Source organism: Streptomyces sp. NBC_00045 (assembly GCF_045041095.1).
Lineage (GTDB): Bacteria > Actinomycetota > Actinomycetes > Streptomycetales > Streptomycetaceae > Streptomyces.
On sequence record NZ_CP108271.1, the window covers coordinates 3,196,587 to 3,216,961 of the forward strand.

Below are 20,375 nucleotides of genomic sequence, written 5' to 3' on the forward strand. Positions count from 1 at the left end.
ATAAGAAAACTCGCAACCGCATCTAAACGCGATCGGCCGCCGCCCGCTAGAGGGCGACGGCCGATCATGCTTTGACCTGTGGGTTTGCCGAATTACTTGGCGGCGGGCCCGACCTCGATCGTCATCTGGAGACCGTCGTACGTCTCCTTCGCGATCTTGATCTTGGTGTTGGTGTCAGCGACCTTCACCGAACCGGTCGGGTTCTCGTCGTAGTAGTACTTGCCCTTGTGGTCGTCGAAGACCAGGTTCGTGGGCTTCGGCTTGACGAAGAGCGACTCACCGTTCTTGTGCAGGGTGAAGGCGTCCGTCGAGTACGCGCTGAACGGCGCGTCGTACGGCTGGATCTTGTTGCGCAGCAGGGTGCCGTCCGACCACTTCATCGGCTTGGCGTTGGCGTCGATCGGGAGGATCAGACCCTGGCCCGGGTGCTGGCTGGTGTTGTTGTCCTTCTGGGACTTGTCCCACAGCCAGATCAGCAGGCCGTCCTGGTAGGGGTAGTGCTCGACCCAGCCCGGCTTGGAGTTGGCCCAGCCGAAGTTGTACGGGCCCACCTTGAGGGTGGAGTCGTACGAGACGTAGCGGCGGTTCTCCGCGATGTAGTACTGCGGGTACTCCTTGGTGAACCCGCCGCCGACACGGGAGAAGCCCTTGCCGGTCCAGCCGTTGTCGCCGTTCTCGGCGCCGTCGGTGAACAGGGTCTGGCCGTCCGCGGTGATCGCGAGGGCGTCGGCCGTGAAGCCCTTGCCGCCCGCGCCGCCGTCCGTCTGGTAGCGGAAGCGGAGGTCGATCTTCTTGCCGGCGTAGGCGTCGAGCGGGAACTTCAGGTCCTGCCAGCCGCCGGAGGCGTCGGTCAGACCGGCGTTGCCCGCGGCGTCGGCCGGGATGGCCTTGCCGTTGGCGGTGCCGCCCAGGACGGTCCAGGTGGCGCCGCCGTCCGTGGACACCTCGGTGTAGAGGTAGTCGTAGTCCTTCTCGATGTCCCACCAGCCCTTGAGGCCCAGTGCGGCGGAGGACTTGCCGGTCAGGTCGACCGAGCGGGTGAGGGTGTTCTTGAGGTCGTCACCCATGTTGCTCCACCACTGCGAGGAGCCCTCGGCGGGAGCGACGATGTCGGTCTTGACCTGCTTCTTCGGCAGCTCGACGACCAGCGCCTGCTTGTCCTTGGTGTTGTACTCCGACACACCCAGCTTGTGGGTGGACTTCGTCGCGGCCTTGGCCGTGTCGTAGTTCAGCCAGCCCAGCTGCAGCTTGTCCCAGGCGGTCATGTCGCCCGGCATGTCGCCTATGGAGTCCTTGCCCTCGCCGAGCCAGGAGCCGGCGGACATCAGGGACCAGAAACCGACCGAGTTCTCGCCGCCACCGGAGGTGTCGTAGAGGTCCGGCAGACCGAGGTCGTGGCCGTACTCGTGCGCGAAGACGCCGAGGCCGCCGTTCTCCGGCTGCATCGTGTAGTCGCCGACCCAGATGCCGGTGTCGCCGATCTGGGTGCCGCCGGCCTTGTTGTTCGCCGGGCCGGTCTTGCCCGCGTCGGTGCCGTAGGCGTACCAGCGGTGCGCCCACAGGGCGTTGGTGCCCTGAACGCCGCCGCCGGCCGACTCGTCCTCGCCCGCGTGGACGATCTGGAAGTGGTCGATGTAGCCGTCGGGCTCGTTGAAGTTGCCGTCGCCGTCGTAGTCGTTGCGGTCCCACTGGTCGTACTGCGCCAGCGTGGCCTTGATTTCGGCGTCGGACTTGCCGGCCTTCTTCTGGGCGTCGACCCACGCGTTGACGCCGTCGCGGACGGTGTCCCACACATTGGCGCAGTTGGTCTGGCCGCAGTAGTTCGAGCCGTAACGGGCCTCATTGTTCGGGATCTTGACCCAGTCGGCGACCTGGCCGTCGACCGAGTAACGACCCGAAGAGGTCTTCTCGTAGTAGGTCTTCAGCGAGTCCTTGCCCTTACCGGTACCGAAGTACAGGTCCTGGAAGTAGTCGCGGCTGAAGTCCTTGCGCCAGGCCGTGCTGTTGTTGTTGGCACGGTCGGGCTGCGCGATGGTGTTGTGCGCCGGACCGGGGGTGCCGCCGTACTTCGGGACGGCCGGCTTCGGGCCGTCCGGACCGTCCGGGTCGAACATGGTCGCGTTGTCGACCTGGTCGCCGAACTCGACGAGGATCGTGAAGATCTTGTCGGTCTTCTCGCGGCCGAGCTCGACGTACTTCTTGTCGTCGAGCTTGACGACCTTGGAGGCGCCGCGCTGCTCGACGGTCTTCTTGCCGGACAGCACCTGGTCCAGGGCGGCTTCGCGGGCTTGCGCCTGCTGGTCGCTGAAGGGGCCCTTCAGGTTGTGCTGGACCTGCTCCTTGGCGGGAGCGGTCGGGTCCTGGCGTTCCGCGGCGGGCGCGGTCAACGGCGCCTCGGAAGCCTGGGCAGTGACGAGGAAGGCGCCGGAAGCCGCGGTCGCGGCCAAGGTCACACCGACGGCTGCGGCACGCAGCGCTCGTCGACGACTGGAATTGCTGGTCACTTGATGTCGTTCCCCTCCCGCGGCCGCGACACAGGTCGGAACGTCTCCATAGGAGCGGGGGGTTCCGCGCGGCGCGCGTCTCAAGTGACGACATTTGACCGGAGAGTCTAAAGAAAAGACAGACCTTGACTTCTTCCTTACAACTGCACTATGCGGTCAGGGAGTTCCGCTATCCGGACGTTCCTCTGCCATACGGGACGAAGGGCGCGTCCTGACCACATGGTGGGACGGGGAATGAATCCGTGCGCCCCCCGTGCTCCGGGCACCGTGGGTTAGGTCACGCTTACTAGCGGTTCCGCCCGGGAATCCCTCGACGTAGAGTCACTTGCCGCGCGACCTCGTTGACGACCTAGTTGAGCAGACTCCCCCTCCCCGCCTTGAGGACGGATATCGCCATGCCGCGTCCGACTGCCGCCCAGTTGTTCTACGGGTCCGCCACCGTAGTCGTGTCGACGATCGCCATGCTGCTGCTCTCACAGACGAGCACGGGGCGCGGGATCGCCGTCATCGCCACCGCCGCACTGGCCCTCGGACTGCTCGTCGCGCTCACCGCGGCGAGCCCCCGCCGCCGCGGCCGCCACGCCTCATCGGCCGGGGCCGCGGGATCCACCGCCCGTACCCCCGCCGTTTCCCCCGGTGTTGCCGAAATCACGTCCGAAATCACGCCCGGGACCACGCTCAGAGCGACGCCCGGGCCGGTCCCGGCAGACGCGCAGGCGGCCGTCCGGGTGCCTGAACCCCGGACGGCCGCCGCCGAACAGCCGGTGCACCACTGAGCCGTACGCCGCCCTTCCGCCGTACGCCGGTGCCCGTCGCTATGCCGCGCTCACCACCACGGTCTTGCCCACCTTGTCGTGGAGTCCCTGCTTGTACGGCTTGTCCACGAGCATCGACACGATCAGCGCGATCGGCCACAGGCAGAAGCAGCAGAGCAGGGTCGGCAGCCAGAGCACCGCGGCCCGGGACAGGGCGGGGCCGGACTGCGGCACGCTGCCGTCGTTGAGCATCGCGACCCGCAGCCCCATCGCCTTCTTGCCGATGGTCTTGCCTTCCTTCTTCGTGAACCACCAGTCGTAGCCGACGTACAAGACGATCGAGATCAGCGTCATGATCAGACCGGTGCCGCTGTACGACTTGGTGAAGACCTCGCTGACGTCCTCGCCCTTGTTCGTCTCGACCATGTACCGGTTCGTGCCGAACGCCAGCTGGATCAGGAACAACGGGATCGCCACGATGATCACGTCGATGATCCGTGCGGCGAGCCGTTTGCCGAAGTCCGCCAGCGGGGGCATCCCGGCGAGCGGATCGGGCATGCCGTAGCCGCCGCTGCCACCGTACGGGTCCCCCGGCGGGGGCGGCGGCGGGGGCGGCGGGTATCCGCCGCCGCCTCCCCCTCCTGCGCCCGCGCCGCCGTACGGGCCGCCGGGCGGCGGGGGCGGCTGGCCGCCCGGCGGCCGGTCGTACGGTGAACCGCCCGACGGGGGCGTCGGCTCCTGGGGCTTCTTCAGGAACGGGTCGTCCTCGGGCGGCTGGCCCGGCGGCGGCTGATCGGTACTCATGGCCCGAGTCGAACCCGGCCCGGCGAACCCCGCAACGGGACGGCGTCCGTTCGGGGTACGCGGCCCCCGACGGCTGCGGACCCCGCCACGCGGCGGGGCCCGCGGGCGGGCCTCAGCGGGCCACGTACGTCTTCGCCGCCCGGTCGTGCCAGCCCCGGCGGCGGGGGCCGTCCCCGAGGCACCAGAGGCTGCCGGGGAGCCCGAACAGCGCGTACACGAGCCAGCGGCACAGGGCCGCGGCGAACGCGGGCGGGCGGAGCGTCGCGGCGGACAGCACGCGGACCCCGAGGAGCTTCTTGCCCGGGGTGCGTCCCCAGCGGGCGGTGGGCAGCACCTCGTAGAACACCCCGAAGAGCAGTACGGCGCCGAGGACGAGCCCCAGGTACCCGGCGATGGTGGCGTCGAACAGCCACACGGTGGTGGTCCGGCCGCTGCCCTTGGCGGCGTCGACCTTGGCCTCAAGATGGGCGGTGGCCGCGGGGAGGAGGGGCCAGGCGGTGCCCGCGGCGACCGCGGCGAACACCAGGGTGTCCAACAGGCGGGCGACGGCCCGGCGGAAGAGCCCGGCGGGGCGCGCGGCCCGCTCCGCCATCCGCTCGAACACGGCCCGCTCGGTGGGCCGGGAGACGGACGGGCGGTCCGCCTCCGGGGACGCCCCGGCCTCCGCGGCTGCCCGGGAGGGGGCCTCCTGCGCGGCCGGCGCCGGAACCGCTGTCGCCGCAGGTACGGAGCGGACCGCCGCGGCGTTGGCGGCCTGCGCTGCCTGGGCTGCTGCTGCGGCCTCGGCTGCCGCTGCGGCCTCGGCGTCGCGGTCCGGCGCGGGCGCAGGCGCAGGGCGGCGGACCACCGGGGGCTCGGGCTCGGGCCTCGGCGCCGGGTCGCGCCGTACCGGGGACTGCGGCCAGGAGGAAGTGAGCCCGGACCCGGCGCTGCCGCCGGGCGCGGCGGGCCACTCGGCCTGTACGGGAGCGGGGGCGGGAACCGGAGCCGGAGCGGCGGCGGGGGCGGGCGCGGGGGCGGGAGCAGGAGCCGGGGCCTGGCCGATCGGGGCACGCGCCGACAGGATGCCCACACTCTCGGCGGAACCCCGGGCCGCCGCGGCCGGCGCGGGGAACCGCTCCGCGGTCGCCGCCGCGGCGGACGGCGTACGGGCGAAGGACACGCCCGGTCCGCGTTCGGCCCGTTCGGCCGCGTCCAGCGGCTCCGGGCGCGGCCCGCGGCCCGGCGAGATCCCCGCCGGGCGGGCGGGCGCGTGCCCCGCGTCGGGCTCCGGCTGCGGGGGGTTGCCCCAGGACACCCGGTGGTCGCGGGGGCCGCCGAAGCCGGACTGGTGCAGGGGATCGGCCTGCCAGGACGGGGCGGGCGCCGGCACGACCGGGGCGGCGGGCCTCGCCACGGCTTCGGGCCGGGGATCGGGCCGGGGATCGGGTTCGGGCTCGGGCTCGGGTTCGGGCAGCGCCTCCGTCACGCCGGTCTCGTCCAGGAACACCGGGCCCGTCTCGTCGGACCGGGCGGCGGGGCGGCTCGTACCGGGCACCCAGTTGAGGCCGTTCCAGTACCGGACGAACCCGGGGATGGACGGATCGGGGTAGTAGCCCTCGCGGGCCGCGTGCTCGCCGTCACCAGGGGAGGCCGTCAATGTCCCCAACTCCGATCGTGGCTTGAGGCTTGTGCAGGGGAGGACCATAGCCAAGAACCGTGCCCCGACAGGTCCGGTAACGGGAGAATCCAAGCCTTTGAGCGAATGCCGCCCCTACGGCAGTTTTCAGCCATACGACAGGATCAGGCCAATCGACGGTTCGGTGCGCGAAGTCGCGTCATACCCGGGCACACGGGTGCTCTCTCCAGGTGTGGGGCGCGAACCCGGCCCCGCGACACGCACCGGAGAACCCGAAGTGAGGCCGTCATGCACCACCCCGTCGTCGAACGCGAGCTGGAACTCAAGCTGGTCCTGTCCCCCGAGCGCAGCATCGCCGTCCCGGCCCGGCTGGTCTACCTGACGGACGACCCGTACGCCGTGCACATCACCTTCCACGCCGGCTCCAGCACCCCGGTCAACTGGACCTTCGCCCGCGAGCTGCTCGTCGAGGGGGTGTTCCGCCCGTGCGGCCACGGGGACGTCCGGATCTGGCCCACCAAGGTCGACGACAAGGCCGTCCTGTGCATGGCGCTGACCTCCCCCGACGGCGACGCCCTGCTGGAGGCCCCGGCCGGCACGGTGTCGGCGTGGCTGGAGCGCACGCTGCGCGTGGTCCCGCCGGGCACCGAGGCCGAACGGCTGGGCCTGGACGACGCGCTCGCGGAGCTGCTCGCGCCGACCCCGGCCGACGACCTGTGGATGCGGGACCCGTGGCCGTCGGACGAGTCGGCGGACGGTGACCTGTGATGCGGGGCCGTCTGCGTCTCGTGCGCCCCGTACGCGTCATACCCGACGGGCGGTCACCAGGCCCGGAAGGGTCAGAAGGGTCAGAAGGGTCAGAAGAGCTTGCCCGGGTTGAGCAGGCCGAGCGGGTCGAAGGCCTGCTTGACCGCCCGCTGCATCTCCATCCCCACCGGCCCCAGTTCACGGGCGAGCCACTCCTTCTTGAGCACCCCGACCCCGTGTTCGCCGGTGATGGTCCCGCCGAGGGACAGCCCCAGCGCCATGATCTCGTCGAAGGACTCGCGGGCCCGCCGCGTCTCGTCCTCGTCGGCCGGGTCGAAACAGACCACCGGGTGGGTGTTGCCGTCGCCGGCGTGCGCACAGACCCCGATGAGCAGGTCGTACGTCCGGGCGATGGCGGCCGTCCCGTCCAGCATCTCGGCGAGCCGCGAGCGCGGTACGCAGACGTCGTCGATCATCGTCGCCGGCCGCAGGGCGTCCAGCGCGGTCAGCGACATCCGGCGCGCCCGGAGCAGCAGTTCGGACTCCGCCTCGTCATCGGCGGGCACGACGGCGGTGGCCCCGGCGGCCGTGCACAGGTCACCGACGGCGGCGAGGTCGTCGGGCGCGTGCGGGGTGTCGAAGGCGGCGAGGAGGAGGGCCTCGGTGGAGTCGGGGAGCCCCATCTTGCCGAGGGCGTTGACGGCGCGGACGGTCGTACGGTCCATCAGTTCCAGCAGCGAGGGGGTCAGTCCGGCCTCCATGACGGCGCAGACGGCGGCGCAGGCGGCCGCGGCGGAGGGGAACTCGGCGGCCAGCGCGAGCTGGCGGGGCGGCGCGGGACGCAGGGCGAGGACCGCCTGGACGACGACGCCGAGGCTGCCTTCGGAGCCGACGAACAGCCGGGTGAGGTCGTACCCGGCGACGCCCTTGGCCGTGCGCCGGCCGGTGCGCAGCAGCCGACCGTCGGCGAGGACCACGTCCAGGCCGAGCACGTACTCGGCGGTGACCCCGTACTTGACGCAGCACAGGCCGCCGGACGCGGTGCCGATGTTGCCGCCGATCGTGCACTGCTCCCAGCTGGAGGGGTCGGGCGGGTAGGACAGGCCCCGCTCGGCGACGGCCCGTGAGAGCACCGCATTGACGACGCCGGGTTCGACGACGGCGATGCGGTCGACGGTGTTGATCTCCAGGATCCGGTCCATCTTGACGAGGGAGAGCAGGATGCAGCCGTCGGAGGCGTTGGCGGCGCCCGACAGGCCGGTGCGGGCACCCTGCGGGACGACGGGGACCCGCAGGGCGGTGGCGGTGCGCAGGACGTGCTGTACCTGTTCGACGGTGCGGGGCAGGACCACGACCGCCGGGGTGCCGGCGGCGCAGAAGTTGGCCATGTCGGTGGCGTAGGAGGCGGTCACCTCGGGGTCGGTGAGGAGGGCCTCGGCGGGGAGCCCCTGGAGGAGGCTCGCGCGCAGACGTACGGAGAGATCGTCGTCCATGACATCCATGTGCCCAGCGTGGCACCCGGGGCCATCGGTGTGAACACGGCGGCGACGGGCTTCGGACACCTCGGCGAACTCTTCATATTGACGCACAGTGACCCCATGGACCGTATCGACCGTATCGACGAGGAAGCGCACCAGCCCGCGCCATCCGTGACCTTCACCGGCCGCAAGACGCTCGTGGCGGCCGGGGTCGCGGTGGTCCTGATCGCCGGGGCCCTGCTGATCCGGCCGGCCCGCCAGGGCGACGACGCCCGGCCGCCGGGGCCCACCGAGCGGGCCGCCTCGGCGGTCGGCATGGGGGCTCCGGCCGCGGCGGTGGACCTGACGGCTCTCGTCGCGGACCGGGAGAAGTGGGTCGCGGGGCACGCGAAGGACGACGCGTCCTGGGCGGTGCTCGGCGCGGCCTATCTGGAGCAGGCGCGCCGGACGGCGGAGCCCGCCTGGTACCCGAAGGCCGAGAAGGCGCTGAAACGGTCGCTGGAGATCCGCCCGGCCGAGAAGGGCAACTTCGACGCGATGACGGGCATGGGCACGCTCGCCAACGCCCGGGGCGACTTCGGTACCGGGAAGAAATGGGGCGAGCTCGTACGGGCGCAGGCGCCGAAGCGGTGGGCGGCGTACCCGGTGCTGGTGGACGCGTACACGGGCCTCGGCGACTACAAGGGTGCCGAGCGGTCGCTGGAACAGCTGCTCGACCTGCGGCCGGGGCTGGCGGCGTTCATCCGGGCCTCGCAGGTCTACCGGGACCGCGGCTGGCGCGAGGACGCGACGATGGCGATGGAGCACGCGGGGGGTGCGGCGAAGTCGCCGGCGGAGAAGGCGTACGTACTGTTCCGGCTCGGGGAGCTGGCCTGGGAGCGGGGGGACGCGGCGGAGGCCCTGCGCCAGTACGAGGGCGCGCTGCGGGCGGACCCGGCTCAGGCGGAGGCCCTGGGCGGTCGGGCCAGGGCCCTGGCCGGGCTGGGCCGCGGCGGGGAGGCGGTCCGGGACTACCGGATGGCGCTGGGCCGGGCGCAGGTGCCGAGGCTGGCGCTTGAGCTGGGCGAGCTGCTGGACGCACTGGGACGCGGCGACGAGGCGAAGGTCCCGTACGACATGCTGCGCACGGCCGCTGCACGGGGCGCGGCGGACGGCGTGAACGAGACGGTGGTCCTCGGCCTGTTCGAGGCGGACCACGGGGATCCGGCGGTTGCGGTGCGGCGGCTGACGCAGGAGTGGTCGCGGCACAAGGGCATGCAGGTGGCGGACGCGCTGGCGTGGGCGCTGCACAAGACGGGCGACGACACGGGGGCGCTGGAGTACGCGAAGAAGTCGACGGACCGGGGGGTGCGGAGCGCGGACTTCGCGTTCCACCGGGCGATGATCGAGCGGAGCCTGGGCGACGACGCCGGGGCGCGCCGCCACTTGCAGGAGGCGCTGCGGACGAACCCGCGCTTCTCCCCCGTCCGGGTTCCGCAGGCGAAGGAAGCCCTGGCCTCGATCGGCCAGCCGGTGCCGGGCGGCCCGGAGAACATGCAGCCGCGCACCCCGTGGGTGGCCCCGGAACTCCCGAAGGCGGAGAAGCCGAAGCCTGCTGCGGCGCAACCGAAGCCGCCGGCCACGAAACCGAAGCCGTCCCCGCAGCCGAGCCCCCCGGCCAAGACCTGAGACCGCCGGTCGGACCCGGTCGGACCCGGCCGCGCCGGATCCCGCGCCGGATCCGGCCCCGCCGGCGTTCGAGGCGCTGGGGGTCCGGGGGCGGAGCCCCTGCAACGACGCTGCGGACAACTCCGCCCGACCGCCGGGGGCAATGGCCGGGCCCCCCGCGCCGGCAGCGGCGCGGGGGGGCCGGGGAGCCGCGACCTACAGGTTGCCGCGCTTGGCCTGCTCGCGCTCGATCGCCTCGAACAGGGCCTTGAAGTTGCCCTTGCCGAAGCCCATCGATCCGTGCCGCTCGATGATCTCGAAGAACACCGTCGGGCGGTCCTGCACCGGCTTGGTGAAGATCTGCAGCAGGTAGCCGTCCTCGTCGCGGTCGACGAGGATCTTCAGCTCGCGCAGGGTCTCCACCGGCACGCGGGTCTCGCCGGCCCACTCGCCGAGGGTGTCGTAGTAGGAGTCGGGGGTGTCCAGGAAGGCCACGCCCGCCGCCCGCATCGACCGCACGGTCGCGACGATGTCGTTGGAGGCGAGCGCGATGTGCTGGACGCCGGCGCCGCCGTAGAACTCCAGGTACTCGTCGATCTGCGACTTCTTCTTCGCGATCGCCGGCTCGTTGATCGGGAACTTGACCTTGAGGGTGCCGTCCGCGACGACCTTCGACATCAGCGCCGAGTACTCGGTCGCGATGTCGTCGCCAACGAACTCCTTCATGTTCGTGAAGCCCATGACCTTGTTGTAGAACGCGACCCACTCGTTCATCCGGCCGAGCTCGACATTGCCCACGCAGTGGTCGATGGCCTGGAAGGTGCGCTTGGCCGGGGCCTCGACCATCGGGTCGACGGCGACGTAGCCCGGCAGGTAAGGGCCGGTGTAGTCCTTGCGCTCCACCAGCGTGTGGCGGGTCTGGCCGTAGGTGGCGATGGCGGCGAGCACGACCGTGCCGTGCTCGTCCTTCACCTCGTACGGCTCGTCCAGGCCGCGCGCGCCGTGCTCGACGGCGAACGCGTATGCGGCCCGCGCGTCCGGGACCTCGATCGCGAGGTCGACCACGCCGTCGCCGTGGTCGGCGACGTGCTCGGCGAGGAAGCGGCCGTGGTCCGTGGTCGCCTTGATGACCGAGGTCAGCACGAAGCGCGCGGCGCCGTTGGTCAGGACGTAGCTGGCCGTCTCGCGGACGCCGTTCTCCGGTCCGGAGTAGGCCACGAGCTTCATGCCGAACGCGGTGGAGTAGTAGTGCGCGGCCTGCTTGGCGTTGCCCACGGCGAAGACGACGGCGTCCATGCCCTTCACCGGGAAGGGGTCGGCCTCACGCGCGGTGTGGGGGATGGTTTCGAGGTTCGCCAGAGACTCAGTCATGACCGCAGAGTCCCGCCGATCCACAAGCTGCGCAATAGTTTCCTATTTGGCTGTACACACTGCCCAGCCGAGGCGGAGGATGGCTGAAAGATCTGTGCAGTATGACCACCCCGCGGAGCGGCCCGGAGGCAGCCATGGGAATCGACGAACTCGACGGCCGGCTCATCGTCCTGCTCGCCCGCGAGCCCCGGATCGGGGTCCTGGAGGCCTCGCGCCGGCTCGGCGTGGCCCGCGGCACCGTGCAGGCCCGCCTCGACCGGCTCCAGTCGAACGGGGTCATCCGCGGCTTCGGCCCCCAGGTGGACCCGGCGGCCCTCGGGTACCCGGTGACCGCGTTCGCGACGCTGGAGATCAAGCAGGGCCAAGGAGCCGACGTACGGGCGCACTTGAACGGCGTACCGGAGGTGCTGGAGCTGCACACGACCACGGGGCACGGGGACATGCTGTGCCGGCTCGTGGCCCGGTCCAACGCCGATCTGCAGCGGGTGATCGACCGGGTCGTCGGCTTCGAGGGGATCGTGCGGGCCTCGACGGCGATCGTGATGGAGAACCCGGTGCCGCTGCGGGTGATCCCCCTCGTGGAGCAGGCGGCGCACGAGGGCTGAGCCGTCCGGGTAGTTCCAAAGAAGGCGTTGCAAAGAAACCCTTGCATAGAAGTCTTTGCAACTCTACGGTTGTGCCATGCCCGAAGAGCCGGAAGCCCCGGAACCACCACTGCCGCCTGGACCGCCACTGCCGCCCGAGCCACCGCTGCCACCGGCGCCTCCGGATCCTCAGGTCCGCACGCTCGACGCCCGCTCCCTGCGCGGACTCGCCCACCCCCTGCGCATGCGCATCCTGGCCGCCCTGCGCCACGACGGTCCCGCCACCGCGTCACAGCTGGCGGAACGGCTCGGGGAGTCCAGCGGGGCCACCAGCTACCACCTGCGCCAGCTCGCCGCGCACGGGTTCGTCGAGGACGCGCCGGAGCACGGCAAGGGCCGTGAGCGCTGGTGGCGGGCCGCCCACGACGGCACCCGGTTCGACGAGGAGCTGATGTACGCGGAGGACCCGGCCACGCGTGGCGCGGCGGACCTCTTCCTGCACGAGATCGCGACGATCCACACGCAGGAGATGAGCACCTGGCTCGGCACGGCACACACCTGGTCCCCGGACTGGCGGCGCGCCTCGGACCTCAGCGACTTCACGCTGCGCCTGACGCCCGACCAGGCGCTCGAACTGATCCGCAAGGTCCACGACCTGATCAACGGCTACCGCGACCTGCCGCCCTCGGAGGGCACCGAGATGGTCCGCTTCCACACGCACGCGTTCCCGCGCGCCGGCGAATAGCACGCCGCCGATCCGATCGCCGGTCGATCCCCTTCCCTCCCCCGCATCTCCCGCACTTCCCGCATCTCCCGTATTCCCGCATCTCCCGCAGAAGGAGTCCTGCCGTGCACGCCTTCACGCCCGCCGAGATCCACGCCGAGACGCACGCCGCCCGTACCACCGCCCTCGCCGCCGAGGCCGCCGCCTGGCGCCTCGCCCGCGGGAGCGGCCCCGCCGCCCAGGCGTCCCCGGTCCTCGCCGTCTCCCCCGCCCTGCGCAACCGGATCGGCGAGGCCCTCGTCGGCGCCGGGATCCGTCTGATGCAGCCCGAGCACGTCCACGCCCGGATCACCCGCGCCCCGCACGCCGCCGCATGAGCCGGCGGCCCCTCGCGGCCGTCCTGGCCGCCAACACCGTTTCCATAGCCGGCACTTCGCTCACCTTGATCGGCGTCCCGTGGTTCGTGCTCCAGACCACGGGCAGCGCCGGCCGGGCCGGGTTCGTCGCCTTCTGCGCCACCCTGCCCGTCGTCGTGGCCGCCCTGGTCGGCGGCCCCGTCATCGACCGGATCGGCCGCCGCCGGGTCTCGGCGGCCTCCGACCTGATCTGCGCCCTGTCGGTCGGCGCGATCCCGCTGCTGCACTACGCGGGCGTGCTGGAGTTCTGGATGCTCTGTGCGCTGATGGCCGTCGGAGGCCTCGTGCACACCCCCGGACTGACCGCCCGCGGCGTCCTGCTGCCGAGCCTCGCCGAGCACGCCGGCACCACCGTGGGCCGCGCGGCGAGCCTGTACGACGCGGTCTCCCGCGGAGCCCGGATGATCGGGGCCGCGCTGGCCGGCGTACTGATCGCGGCCTTCGGCGCCGAATCCGCCCTGCTGCTGGACTCGGCCACCTTCGCGGTCTCCGCGCTGCTGGTCACCGTTTTCCTGCGCGGGGTCCCGGCCGCCGAACCGCTACCGGGCGCTGGGAAGACCTCCTTCGCCGGCTACCGGGCCGAACTGGCCGAGGGCTGGACCTTCCTGACCCGTTCGCGCCTGCTGGCAGCCATCACCGTGATGGTGATGATGACCAACGGCCTGGACCAGGGCTGGTCCGCCGTCCTGCTGCCCGTGCACGGCCGCGAGGCCCTCGGTGGCGCCACCGCGGTCGGCCTGCTCGTCTCCCTCTTCGGCGGCTTCGCACTGCTGGGCGCCCTGCTCTACGGGGCGTGGGGCGAGCGCTTCCCCCGCAGGACCGTCTACGCGGCCGCCTTCCTGCTGTGCGGTGCGCCCCGGTACGCCGTGGCCGCCTTCACCGACACCCCGCTGCCGCTCGCGGTGACGATGGCCCTGTCCGGGCTCGGCGCGGGCGTCCTCAACCCGATCCTGACCGCCGTGATCTACGAGAGGGTCCCGGACGAGCTGCGCAGCCGCGTCTCGGGTGTGACGATGGCGGGCTGTGAGCTGACCATGCCGCTGGGCGGGCTCGCGGCGGGCCTGCTGGCCGACGGGTTCGGGGTGAGGGGCGCGCTGCTGCTGTTCGGCGGCGCGTACCTGCTGGCCACGCTCGCACCGCTGGTCTTCCCCGCCTGGCGCACGATGGAGCGGCCGACGGAACCCACCGCGGAACCTACGGCGGAGCCCGCCGCGGAACCGGCCGGGGTCAGCAGGACGGAACCTGCTCCCCCCGGTTCAGCGCACGCAGCGCCTGCACCGCGTCCGTCAGCGTAGTGACGGGGATCAGCCGGAGCCCCTCCGGAAGTTCCGACCGGGCGTCGGAGCACTCCGCCTCCGGTACGAGGAACACGCTCGCCCCGTCGCGCTGCGCGGCCTGGGTCTTCAGGGCCACGCCGCCGACGGCGCCGACCTTGCCGTCCTCGCTGATGGTGCCCGTACCGGCGATGGTGCGGCCGCCGGTGAGATCGCCGCCGCTGCCGTCGCCGTCGATCTTGTCGACGATGCCGAGGGAGAAGAGCAGGCCGGCGCTCGGGCCGCCCACATCGGCGAGGTTGAGCTCGACCTTCACGTCCTTCGGGTCCTTGTGGAGGTGACCGAGGGCGGCCTGGGTGGCCGTCGACTGCGACTTGGCCATTTGCTCCAGGTTGTGCGCCTCGATCTCCTTGTCGCTTCCGCCCGAAGGGTAGACCGCCTCCTTGGGCATGACCGCCCGGCTGCTGTCGAACCAGTCGTCGAGCAGCTCGGGCAGCTTCACCGTGGTGGAGGGACCCGTGGCCTGGATGGTAGTCATCCGGAGCTGGCCGGTGGTCTGCCGGGTCGGGGTGCCCGTCACGGAGATGACGGGCTTGCCGTCGCGGGCACCGAGCACGTCGGCCGTGAGCCCCGGCTGGGCGATCACGAAGGGCAGCGGCGCGAAGGCCGCGGCGGCGAACAGCCCGAGCACGGGCACGGCGCAGACGGCGAGGGCGGCGGGACGCGGCAGACGTGTGAGGCGAGAGAGCACCCGGTCAATCTATCGGGCGCCCCCGGCGGCCCCGCCCCCGCCGGGCGACACGCACCGGCGCGGGGCTCCGGCTTCGGCGCGCCGCGTCGGCGCGGGGCTGCGGAGCAAGGGCGTCAGCGCAGCGCGTCGGCGACCTCTCGGGCCGCGTCCACGACGCGCGGGCCGACCCGCTCCGGTACGGCGTCGGCCAGCATCACGACGCCCACGCTGCCCTCCAGCCCCGTGATGCCCACGAGGGGCGCTGCCGCGCCACTGGCGCCCGCTTCGAGCTCCCCGTGCGTCAGCGTGTACCCGGGCTCGATGAGCGTGCCCTGACGGGCGGCCAGAATGGCCCGCCCGGCCGCGCCCCGGTCCAGCGGGTGGCGGAAACCGGGCCGGTAGGCCACGTGGTAGTCGGTCCAGGTCGGCTCGACGACGGCCACGGCGAGCGCCTCGGTGCCGTCGACGAGGGTCAGGTGCGCGGTGGCGCCTATGTCCTCGGCGAGGGACCGCAGCGCGGGCAGGGCCGCCTCGCGCACCAGCGGGTGCACCTGCCGCCCGAGCCGCAGCACCCCGAGCCCGACGCGCGCCCGGCCGCCGAGGTCGCGGCGGACCAGGGCGTGCTGCTCAAGGGTGGCCAACAGGCGGTAGACCACGGTGCGGTTCACACCGAGGCGGTTGGAGAGCTCGGTGACGGTCAGACCGTGGTCAGTGTCGGCAAGCAGTTTGAGGACTCTGAGTCCTCGGTCCAGAGTCTGGGAGGTTTCCGCGGTCACGACGCCTCTCCCTCTCTCGGTGAGCGGCGGTGACTCTCTGGGTGGATGCGGCGCCGGTCCGACGGCGACGCACGAGAGGCCGCCGGTAGCGGCCATGGCACCGGCTGCGCTCCCGCGGCGGCGCTGCCACGGGGCGTTCGATGCGGGGACATTAGCGAGCGGGTCCGCTCAGCGGAAGGGCTCGTCCAGAATCCGGGCGCCAACTACCCCTTTGTGTCGGTTCACGATCGCCGGGGGAGTCGTTTCGTGACCTCGGCCGGCCCGTTGGGCCTGTGCGATCCGCTGACACCGATCACGGTCGTGCGCCCCCGGCGGCGCGGGCCTCGGCCCGCGCGACGGACACGGAACGTGACGGGTTTCCGTACGAAGCTCCGCACGCCCCGCCCCCACGGTCCGTACGAACGGCCCGTGCGAACGGTCGACGCGGGCCGTCAGGGGCGGGGCGGCCAGGGGCGGGCGGACCGTGGGCTCACCGCATCCGGGTGGCCCACTCCTGCACCTTCTTGATCCGCTCCCGCAGCTGCCCCGCCGTGGCCTCCGCGCTCGGCGGTCCGCCGCACACGCGGCGCAGCTCGGTGTGGATCACCCCGTGCGGCTTGCCGCTCTGGTGGACGTACGCGCCCACCATCGTGTTCAGCGACTTGCGCAGCTCCAGCAGTTCCTTGTGCGAGACCACCGGGCGCCGGTCGGCCGGCAGCTCCAGCAGGTCCGCCTCGGTGTCCGGCTTGCGGCGGCTGTGCGCGATCTGCCGCGACTGCCGCTTCTGGAGCAGCATCTGCACCTGGTCCGGCTCCAGCAGACCCGGGATGCCGAGGTAGTCCTGCTCCTCCTCGCTGCCGGGGTGCGCCTGCATGCCGAACTCGGCGCCGTCGTAGAGCACCCGGTCGAAGACGGCGTCGGACTCCAGCGCCTCGAAGGACATCTGCTCGTCCTCGCCGGTGTCCTCGTCCTCCTGCCGGTTCGCCTCGTCCATCTCCTTCTCGGACTCGGCGTAGGGGTCCTCGTCGCCCTTCTTCTTCGGCTTGTCGAGGACGTGGTCGCGTTCGACCTCCATCTCGTTGGCGAAGCCGAGGAGGTAGGGAATGGTCGGCAGGAACACGGAAGCCGTCTCGCCGCGCCTGCGCGAACGCACGAAACGCCCGACGGCCTGCGCGAAGAACAGGGGCGTCGAAATCGTCGTGGCGTAGACGCCGACCGCGAGGCGCGGTACGTCGACGCCCTCGGACACCATGCGGACGGCGACCATCCAGCGGTCGTTGTTCGCGCTGAAGGTGTCGATGTTCTTCGAGGCGCCGGTGTCGTCGGACAGCACGACGGTGGCCTTGGTGCCGGTGATCTCGCGGATCAGCTTCGCGTACGCGCGCGCCGCGTCCTGGTCGGCGGCGATGACCAGGCCACCTGCGTCCGGAATGCCCTTCCGGACCTCCGTCAGCCGCTGGTCGGCGGCGCGCAGCACGTTCGGCATCCAGTCGCCGCGCGGGTCCAGCGCGGTGCGCCAGGCCTGCGAGATGGCGTCCTTGGTCATCGGCTCGCCGAGCCGGGCGGCGATCTCGTCGCCGGCCTTGGTGCGCCAGCGCATGTTGCCGCTGTACGAAAGGAAGATCACGGGCCGGACGACGCCGTCGCCCAGGGCGTTCCCGTATCCGTAGGTGTAGTCGGCGGAGGACCGCCGGATCCCGTCGTTCCCCTCCTCGTACGTGACGAAGGGAATGGGGTTGGTGTCGGACCGGAAGGGGGTACCGGTCAGCGCGAGCCGCCGGGTCGCCGGGTCGAACGCCTCCTGGCAGGCCTCGCCCCAGGACTTCGAGTCACCGGCGTGGTGGATCTCGTCGAGGATGACGAGGGTCTTGCGCTGCTCGCAGCGGTTGCGGTGCAGCATCGGACGTACGCCGACACCCGCGTACGTGACGGCGACCCCGTGGTAGTCCTTGCTCAGCGGCCCGGCGGAGTACTCCGGGTCCAGCCGGATGCCTATCCGGGCGGCGGCTTCGGCCCACTGCTTCTTCAGGTGCTCGGTCGGCGCGACGACGGTCACCTGCTGCACGACGTGGTGGTGCAGCAGCCAGGAGGCGAGCGTCAGCGCGAAGGTCGTCTTGCCGGCGCCGGGCGTCGCGACCGCGAGGAAGTCCCGCGGCTGGGTCTCGATGTACCGGTCCAGCGCACCCTGCTGCCAGGCGCGCAGCTTGCTGGCGGTACCCCAAGGGGCACGGCCGGGGAAGGCGGGTGAGAGGTGGTGGGAGGCGGTAGTAGTCACGGTCTCCGGTTCGGGCTCTCGGTGGCGGTCGTACGTAGGACAACCGGGCCACCCTACCGGGGCGCGCCGGCCCCTCGCGGAGGGACAGGCCCGTGACCTCGGCAGGTGCGGCGAGCGTCACATCCGGCGCAACCGCTGGGCGATACGCGCCACATCGGCCTCGGCGCCGGCCGCGACATCGATGACCAGCTCGTACGCGGCGTCCTGGTCGACGCTCCCGAGATCCACTCCGTTCACGGCGAGGAAGGTCGCGGCGGCGAGCCAGGCGGTGCGCTTGTTCCCGTCGACGAGGGGGTGGTTGATCGCGATCCCGTGCAGCAGCGCGGCGGCCTGCTCGTACAGGTCCTCGTAGGCCGGGGTCCCGAACATGCGGGCCCTCGGCCGGTGCACTGCCGACTCCAGCAGTCCGGGGGCGCGCAGCTCCACCTGCTGCCCGTTGGCCAGGCAGGCCGGGCCGGCCAGGTCGGTGACCTCGGCCAGGGTGAGGTGGCGGACGGTGCTCATGCGCCGAGCCTCTCCAGGAGGGCGGCGTGCCGCTCGGCCAGCCGCCGGGCCTGCCCTGCGACGGCCTCGCGCTCGGCGCGCAGCCGATCGCGCACTGCGGCCAGGGCGTACTCCTCGGGGGTGTGGCCGGTCGCGTCGGCCAGGTCGGCGAGCTCCGCGCACTCGGCGTCGGAGAGGTGGATGATCAGCTCGGTCACGCGCCCGACCCTACGGGCTGCCGGGTCCCGGGTCAGGCGATTTCCACGGAGCGGGGCGGGAACGCGCCTCGGGGTCGGGCGGGCGCACATGAGCGGGCGCCGGGACCGCCGGGGCGAGGCCGGACGCGCGGGGCCGGACGGTCGGCTCGGGCAAGACCAGACGGGCGGATCGCGCGGAGCCGGACGGGCAGCTCGGGCGGATCGGGCGGGGCCGGACGGGCAGCTCGGGCGGATCGGGCGGGGTCGGGCGGGCTCAGGGCTTCGCGGGGTTGACGGTCGGCGGGTCCAGCCGGGTCGCGACCCAGGCTCCCACCAGCGCCACGCAAGCCATCGGCAGGAACACCACCACGAAGGCGGCGGGGTGCGCGGACCCGCCCGCGCCCTCCGACACACCGTGGCCGGCCCCCACCGCGCCCCCGCCCAGCACGGCGAACGCGGCGCCGCCGGCCGCGAGCAGCACCACGTTGGCCAGCGCGTCGGAGATCTGCAGCGCGGCGGAATTGGCCCCGGCCTCCTCCGGCGCGGACAGCTCCAGCAGCAGCACGCTCGTCGACCCGATCACCAGTCCCATCCCGAGGCAGCCCACCGCCCAGGCCAGCGCCAGCGTCCACACCGGCACCGACTGGATCAGCACCGCCGGCGCGGCCGCGATGGCGGCGGCGACGAACACCATCCCCAGCACCATCAGCCGCTCCCGGTACGGCGCCATCCGCCCCTTGGACTGCAACCACGAGCCGCCCGCCCACGTCAGCCCGCCCGCCGCGAGCGAGAACCCGGCCAGCGTCGGACTCAGCCCCCGCTGGGTGACCAGCATCAGCGGCACGAAGCTCTCCGCCGCGATGAACGACCCCGCGGCCACGCCGCGCAGCAGCACTACCGAAGGCAACCCGCGCCGCGCCAGGTACGTCCCGCGCGGCAGCAGCCCCCGTACGGCGGGCACCAGCAGCGCCGCACCCGCGACGGCCGGCAGCAACGACAGCCACCGCAGGTCCTGCGCGGCGTACTGGAGCAGCCCCGCCCCGAACGAGATCCCGAAGGCCAGCCGGATCCGCCGCCGGTCGAATGCCGCGGGCGGCGCGCCCGTGTCCACCGGCCCCGACGCGGTCCGCCGTATCGCGGGCAGCGCGACGACGAGCGGCACGACCACCAGGCCCGGTATCCCGAGGAACACCCAGCGCCAGCCGAGGTGCTCGGTCACGGTCCCCGCGGCCAGCGGCCCGACGATGGACGGCACCACCCAACTCGCGGCGAAGGCGGCCATGATCGCGGGCCGCAGCCGCTCCTCGTACGCGCGGCTGACCACGACGTACAGCGCGACGATGACGAGCCCGCCCCCGAACCCCTGCACGGCCCGCCCCAGGACGAACACCCACATGTCCCCGGCGGTCCCGGCGCACACCAGCCCGGCGGCGAAGGCCCCGATCCCGACGGTCAGCGGCCGCAACGGCCCCTGCCGGTCGGCCCACTGCCCGGACAACACCATGCCGAAGAGGCTGGTGGTGAAGTACGCGGAGAAGGCGAAGGCGTAGAGCGCGATCCCGTCCAGCTCCCGGGCGGCAACGGGCATGGCGGTGCCCACGGCGGTCGCCTCGAACGCGATGAGGAAGATGACGGAGATGATCCCGATGCTGAGCGTCCGGTACGCGGACCCCAGGATCCCGTCCTGCGGCTGGGGCGGAACGGGCACACTGCGCTGTGGCACGCGGGGCTCAAGGGCACTCATCGCCCCAGGGTAAGGCCCGTGGCCCGGTTGCACCCCTGTCAATTCGACGGATCCCGCACTCGTCCGCGAGTCCTAGGCCCCGAGAACTGTGAACGCGGTATGGCAGTCACATTGCACCCCGGCCACCCCCCTTCCAACCCCCCGCCCCCGCCCGTACGGTCATGCCATCACCACCCCACAGCCGTGTGCCCGAGTGGTTGAGGGACTCGCCTGCAAAGCGAGGCACGCGGGTTCAATTCCCGCCACGGCTTCTCCGGGAAGGCCGCTCA

Annotated in this window: 18 protein-coding genes and 1 tRNA gene; 8 read left to right on the forward strand and 11 right to left on the reverse strand. The window is 72.2% G+C overall.

Going from position 1 to position 20,375, the window contains the following annotated elements:
* Window positions 1-92: 92 nt before the first annotated feature.
* Window positions 93-2,504, reverse strand: a complete 2,412-nt coding sequence (locus OHA65_RS15015) for an immune inhibitor A domain-containing protein (protein ID WP_327283627.1) — start codon at window positions 2,502-2,504, stop codon at window positions 93-95.
* 395 nt (window positions 2,505-2,899) lie between these two features.
* Between OHA65_RS15015 and OHA65_RS15020 the strand changes: the two genes are divergently transcribed.
* Entirely contained in the window at window positions 2,900-3,280 is a 381-nt protein-coding gene (locus OHA65_RS15020; protein ID WP_327283628.1) for a hypothetical protein, read from the forward strand.
* Window positions 3,281-3,319: 39 nt separating this feature from the next.
* On the opposite strand, the gene OHA65_RS15025 is transcribed toward OHA65_RS15020, so the two are convergent.
* Both OHA65_RS15025 and OHA65_RS15030 read right to left on the reverse strand, forming a co-directional pair.
* Window positions 3,320-4,063 carry an RDD family protein gene (locus tag OHA65_RS15025; RefSeq protein ID WP_327283629.1) on the reverse strand — a complete coding sequence of 248 codons (744 nt, stop codon included), beginning with the start codon at window positions 4,061-4,063 and terminating at the stop codon, window positions 3,320-3,322.
* 112 nt (window positions 4,064-4,175) lie between these two features.
* Window positions 4,176-5,702: an RDD family protein gene (locus OHA65_RS15030; RefSeq protein WP_327283630.1), complete on the reverse strand. Its 1,527-nt coding sequence runs from the start codon at window positions 5,700-5,702 to the stop codon at window positions 4,176-4,178.
* 267 nt (window positions 5,703-5,969) lie between these two features.
* Between OHA65_RS15030 and OHA65_RS15035 the strand changes: the two genes are divergently transcribed.
* Window positions 5,970-6,449: an SsgA family sporulation/cell division regulator gene (locus OHA65_RS15035; protein ID WP_327283631.1), complete on the forward strand. Its 480-nt coding sequence runs from the start codon at window positions 5,970-5,972 to the stop codon at window positions 6,447-6,449.
* 89 nt (window positions 6,450-6,538) lie between these two features.
* Here OHA65_RS15035 and OHA65_RS15040 read toward each other — a convergent pair whose 3' ends face one another.
* Window positions 6,539-7,921, reverse strand: a complete 1,383-nt coding sequence (locus OHA65_RS15040) for an FAD-linked oxidase C-terminal domain-containing protein (protein WP_327285659.1) — start codon at window positions 7,919-7,921, stop codon at window positions 6,539-6,541.
* Between the two features lie 105 nt (window positions 7,922-8,026).
* On the opposite strand from OHA65_RS15040, the gene OHA65_RS15045 reads away from it, so the two are divergent.
* Entirely contained in the window at window positions 8,027-9,574 is a 1,548-nt protein-coding gene (locus OHA65_RS15045; protein ID WP_328762890.1) for a tetratricopeptide repeat protein, read from the forward strand.
* A 195-nt stretch (window positions 9,575-9,769) separates the two neighbouring features.
* Here the strand turns inward: OHA65_RS15045 and hppD are convergent, their stop codons facing one another.
* A complete protein-coding gene (gene hppD / locus OHA65_RS15050) occupies window positions 9,770-10,924 on the reverse strand; it encodes a 4-hydroxyphenylpyruvate dioxygenase (protein WP_327283633.1) in 1,155 nt (384 codons plus the stop codon).
* Window positions 10,925-11,058: 134 nt separating this feature from the next.
* Here hppD and OHA65_RS15055 point away from each other — a divergent pair, with 134 nt between their 5' ends.
* From OHA65_RS15055 to OHA65_RS15070, 4 genes are all read left to right on the forward strand, one after another.
* Window positions 11,059-11,529, forward strand: coding sequence for an Lrp/AsnC family transcriptional regulator (locus OHA65_RS15055; protein WP_030299924.1), 471 nt, complete (start codon window positions 11,059-11,061; stop codon window positions 11,527-11,529).
* Between the two features lie 76 nt (window positions 11,530-11,605).
* Window positions 11,606-12,253 carry a winged helix-turn-helix domain-containing protein gene (locus OHA65_RS15060; protein WP_328762892.1) on the forward strand — a complete coding sequence of 216 codons (648 nt, stop codon included), beginning with the start codon at window positions 11,606-11,608 and terminating at the stop codon, window positions 12,251-12,253.
* 104 nt (window positions 12,254-12,357) lie between these two features.
* Window positions 12,358-12,609, forward strand: coding sequence for a hypothetical protein (locus tag OHA65_RS15065; RefSeq protein ID WP_327283635.1), 252 nt, complete (start codon window positions 12,358-12,360; stop codon window positions 12,607-12,609).
* On the forward strand, window positions 12,606-13,943 hold the full coding sequence (locus OHA65_RS15070; RefSeq protein WP_327283636.1) for an MFS transporter: 1,338 nt from the start codon (window positions 12,606-12,608) through the stop codon (window positions 13,941-13,943). Before OHA65_RS15065 ends, OHA65_RS15070 begins: the two co-directional genes overlap by 4 nt.
* Here OHA65_RS15070 and OHA65_RS15075 read toward each other — a convergent pair.
* The 6 genes from OHA65_RS15075 to OHA65_RS15100 all read right to left on the reverse strand — a co-directional run bounded on the left by OHA65_RS15075 (window position 13,876) and on the right by OHA65_RS15100 (window position 20,106).
* A complete protein-coding gene (locus tag OHA65_RS15075; RefSeq protein ID WP_327283637.1) occupies window positions 13,876-14,673 on the reverse strand; it encodes a S16 family serine protease in 798 nt (265 codons plus the stop codon). The genes OHA65_RS15070 and OHA65_RS15075 overlap by 68 nt on opposite strands.
* Window positions 14,674-14,786: 113 nt before the next feature.
* A complete protein-coding gene (locus OHA65_RS15080; protein ID WP_054222485.1) occupies window positions 14,787-15,428 on the reverse strand; it encodes an IclR family transcriptional regulator in 642 nt (213 codons plus the stop codon).
* Between the two features lie 469 nt (window positions 15,429-15,897).
* Window positions 15,898-17,682, reverse strand: a complete 1,785-nt coding sequence (locus OHA65_RS15085) for a DEAD/DEAH box helicase (protein WP_327283638.1) — start codon at window positions 17,680-17,682, stop codon at window positions 15,898-15,900.
* 117 nt (window positions 17,683-17,799) lie between these two features.
* Entirely contained in the window at window positions 17,800-18,186 is a 387-nt protein-coding gene (locus OHA65_RS15090; RefSeq protein WP_327283639.1) for a type II toxin-antitoxin system death-on-curing family toxin, read from the reverse strand.
* Window positions 18,183-18,383 (reverse strand): hypothetical protein, encoded by a 201-nt coding sequence (locus tag OHA65_RS15095; protein ID WP_327283640.1) that lies wholly within the window; start codon window positions 18,381-18,383, stop codon window positions 18,183-18,185. The genes OHA65_RS15090 and OHA65_RS15095 overlap by 4 nt, the downstream gene beginning before the upstream one ends.
* 253 nt (window positions 18,384-18,636) lie before the next feature.
* Window positions 18,637-20,106, reverse strand: a complete 1,470-nt coding sequence (locus OHA65_RS15100) for an MFS transporter (protein WP_405761994.1) — start codon at window positions 20,104-20,106, stop codon at window positions 18,637-18,639.
* Between the two features lie 179 nt (window positions 20,107-20,285).
* On the opposite strand from OHA65_RS15100, the gene OHA65_RS15105 reads away from it, so the two are divergent.
* A tRNA-Cys gene (locus tag OHA65_RS15105) sits at window positions 20,286-20,357 on the forward strand.
* Window positions 20,358-20,375: the final 18 nt, after the last annotated feature.

Bases quoted from the DNA above. Each gene is read 5' to 3' on its own strand.
- OHA65_RS15035 (WP_327283631.1), top strand. From the start codon at position 5,970: ATGCACCACCCCGTCGTCGAACGCGAGCTGGAACTCAAGCTGGTCCTG.
- OHA65_RS15070 (WP_327283636.1), top strand. From the start codon at position 12,606: ATGAGCCGGCGGCCCCTCGCGGCCGTCCTGGCCGCCAACACCGTTTCC.
- OHA65_RS15040 (WP_327285659.1), bottom strand. From the start codon at position 7,921: ATGGACGACGATCTCTCCGTACGTCTGCGCGCGAGCCTCCTCCAGGGG.
- OHA65_RS15045 (WP_328762890.1), top strand. From the start codon at position 8,027: ATGGACCGTATCGACCGTATCGACGAGGAAGCGCACCAGCCCGCGCCA.
- OHA65_RS15060 (WP_328762892.1), top strand. From the start codon at position 11,606: ATGCCCGAAGAGCCGGAAGCCCCGGAACCACCACTGCCGCCTGGACCG.
- OHA65_RS15090 (WP_327283639.1), bottom strand. From the start codon at position 18,186: ATGAGCACCGTCCGCCACCTCACCCTGGCCGAGGTCACCGACCTGGCC.
- OHA65_RS15055 (WP_030299924.1), top strand. From the start codon at position 11,059: ATGGGAATCGACGAACTCGACGGCCGGCTCATCGTCCTGCTCGCCCGC.
- OHA65_RS15025 (WP_327283629.1), bottom strand. From the start codon at position 4,063: ATGAGTACCGATCAGCCGCCGCCGGGCCAGCCGCCCGAGGACGACCCG.
- OHA65_RS15100 (WP_405761994.1), bottom strand. From the start codon at position 20,106: ATGAGTGCCCTTGAGCCCCGCGTGCCACAGCGCAGTGTGCCCGTTCCG.
- OHA65_RS15020 (WP_327283628.1), top strand. From the start codon at position 2,900: ATGCCGCGTCCGACTGCCGCCCAGTTGTTCTACGGGTCCGCCACCGTA.
- hppD (WP_327283633.1), bottom strand. From the start codon at position 10,924: ATGACTGAGTCTCTGGCGAACCTCGAAACCATCCCCCACACCGCGCGT.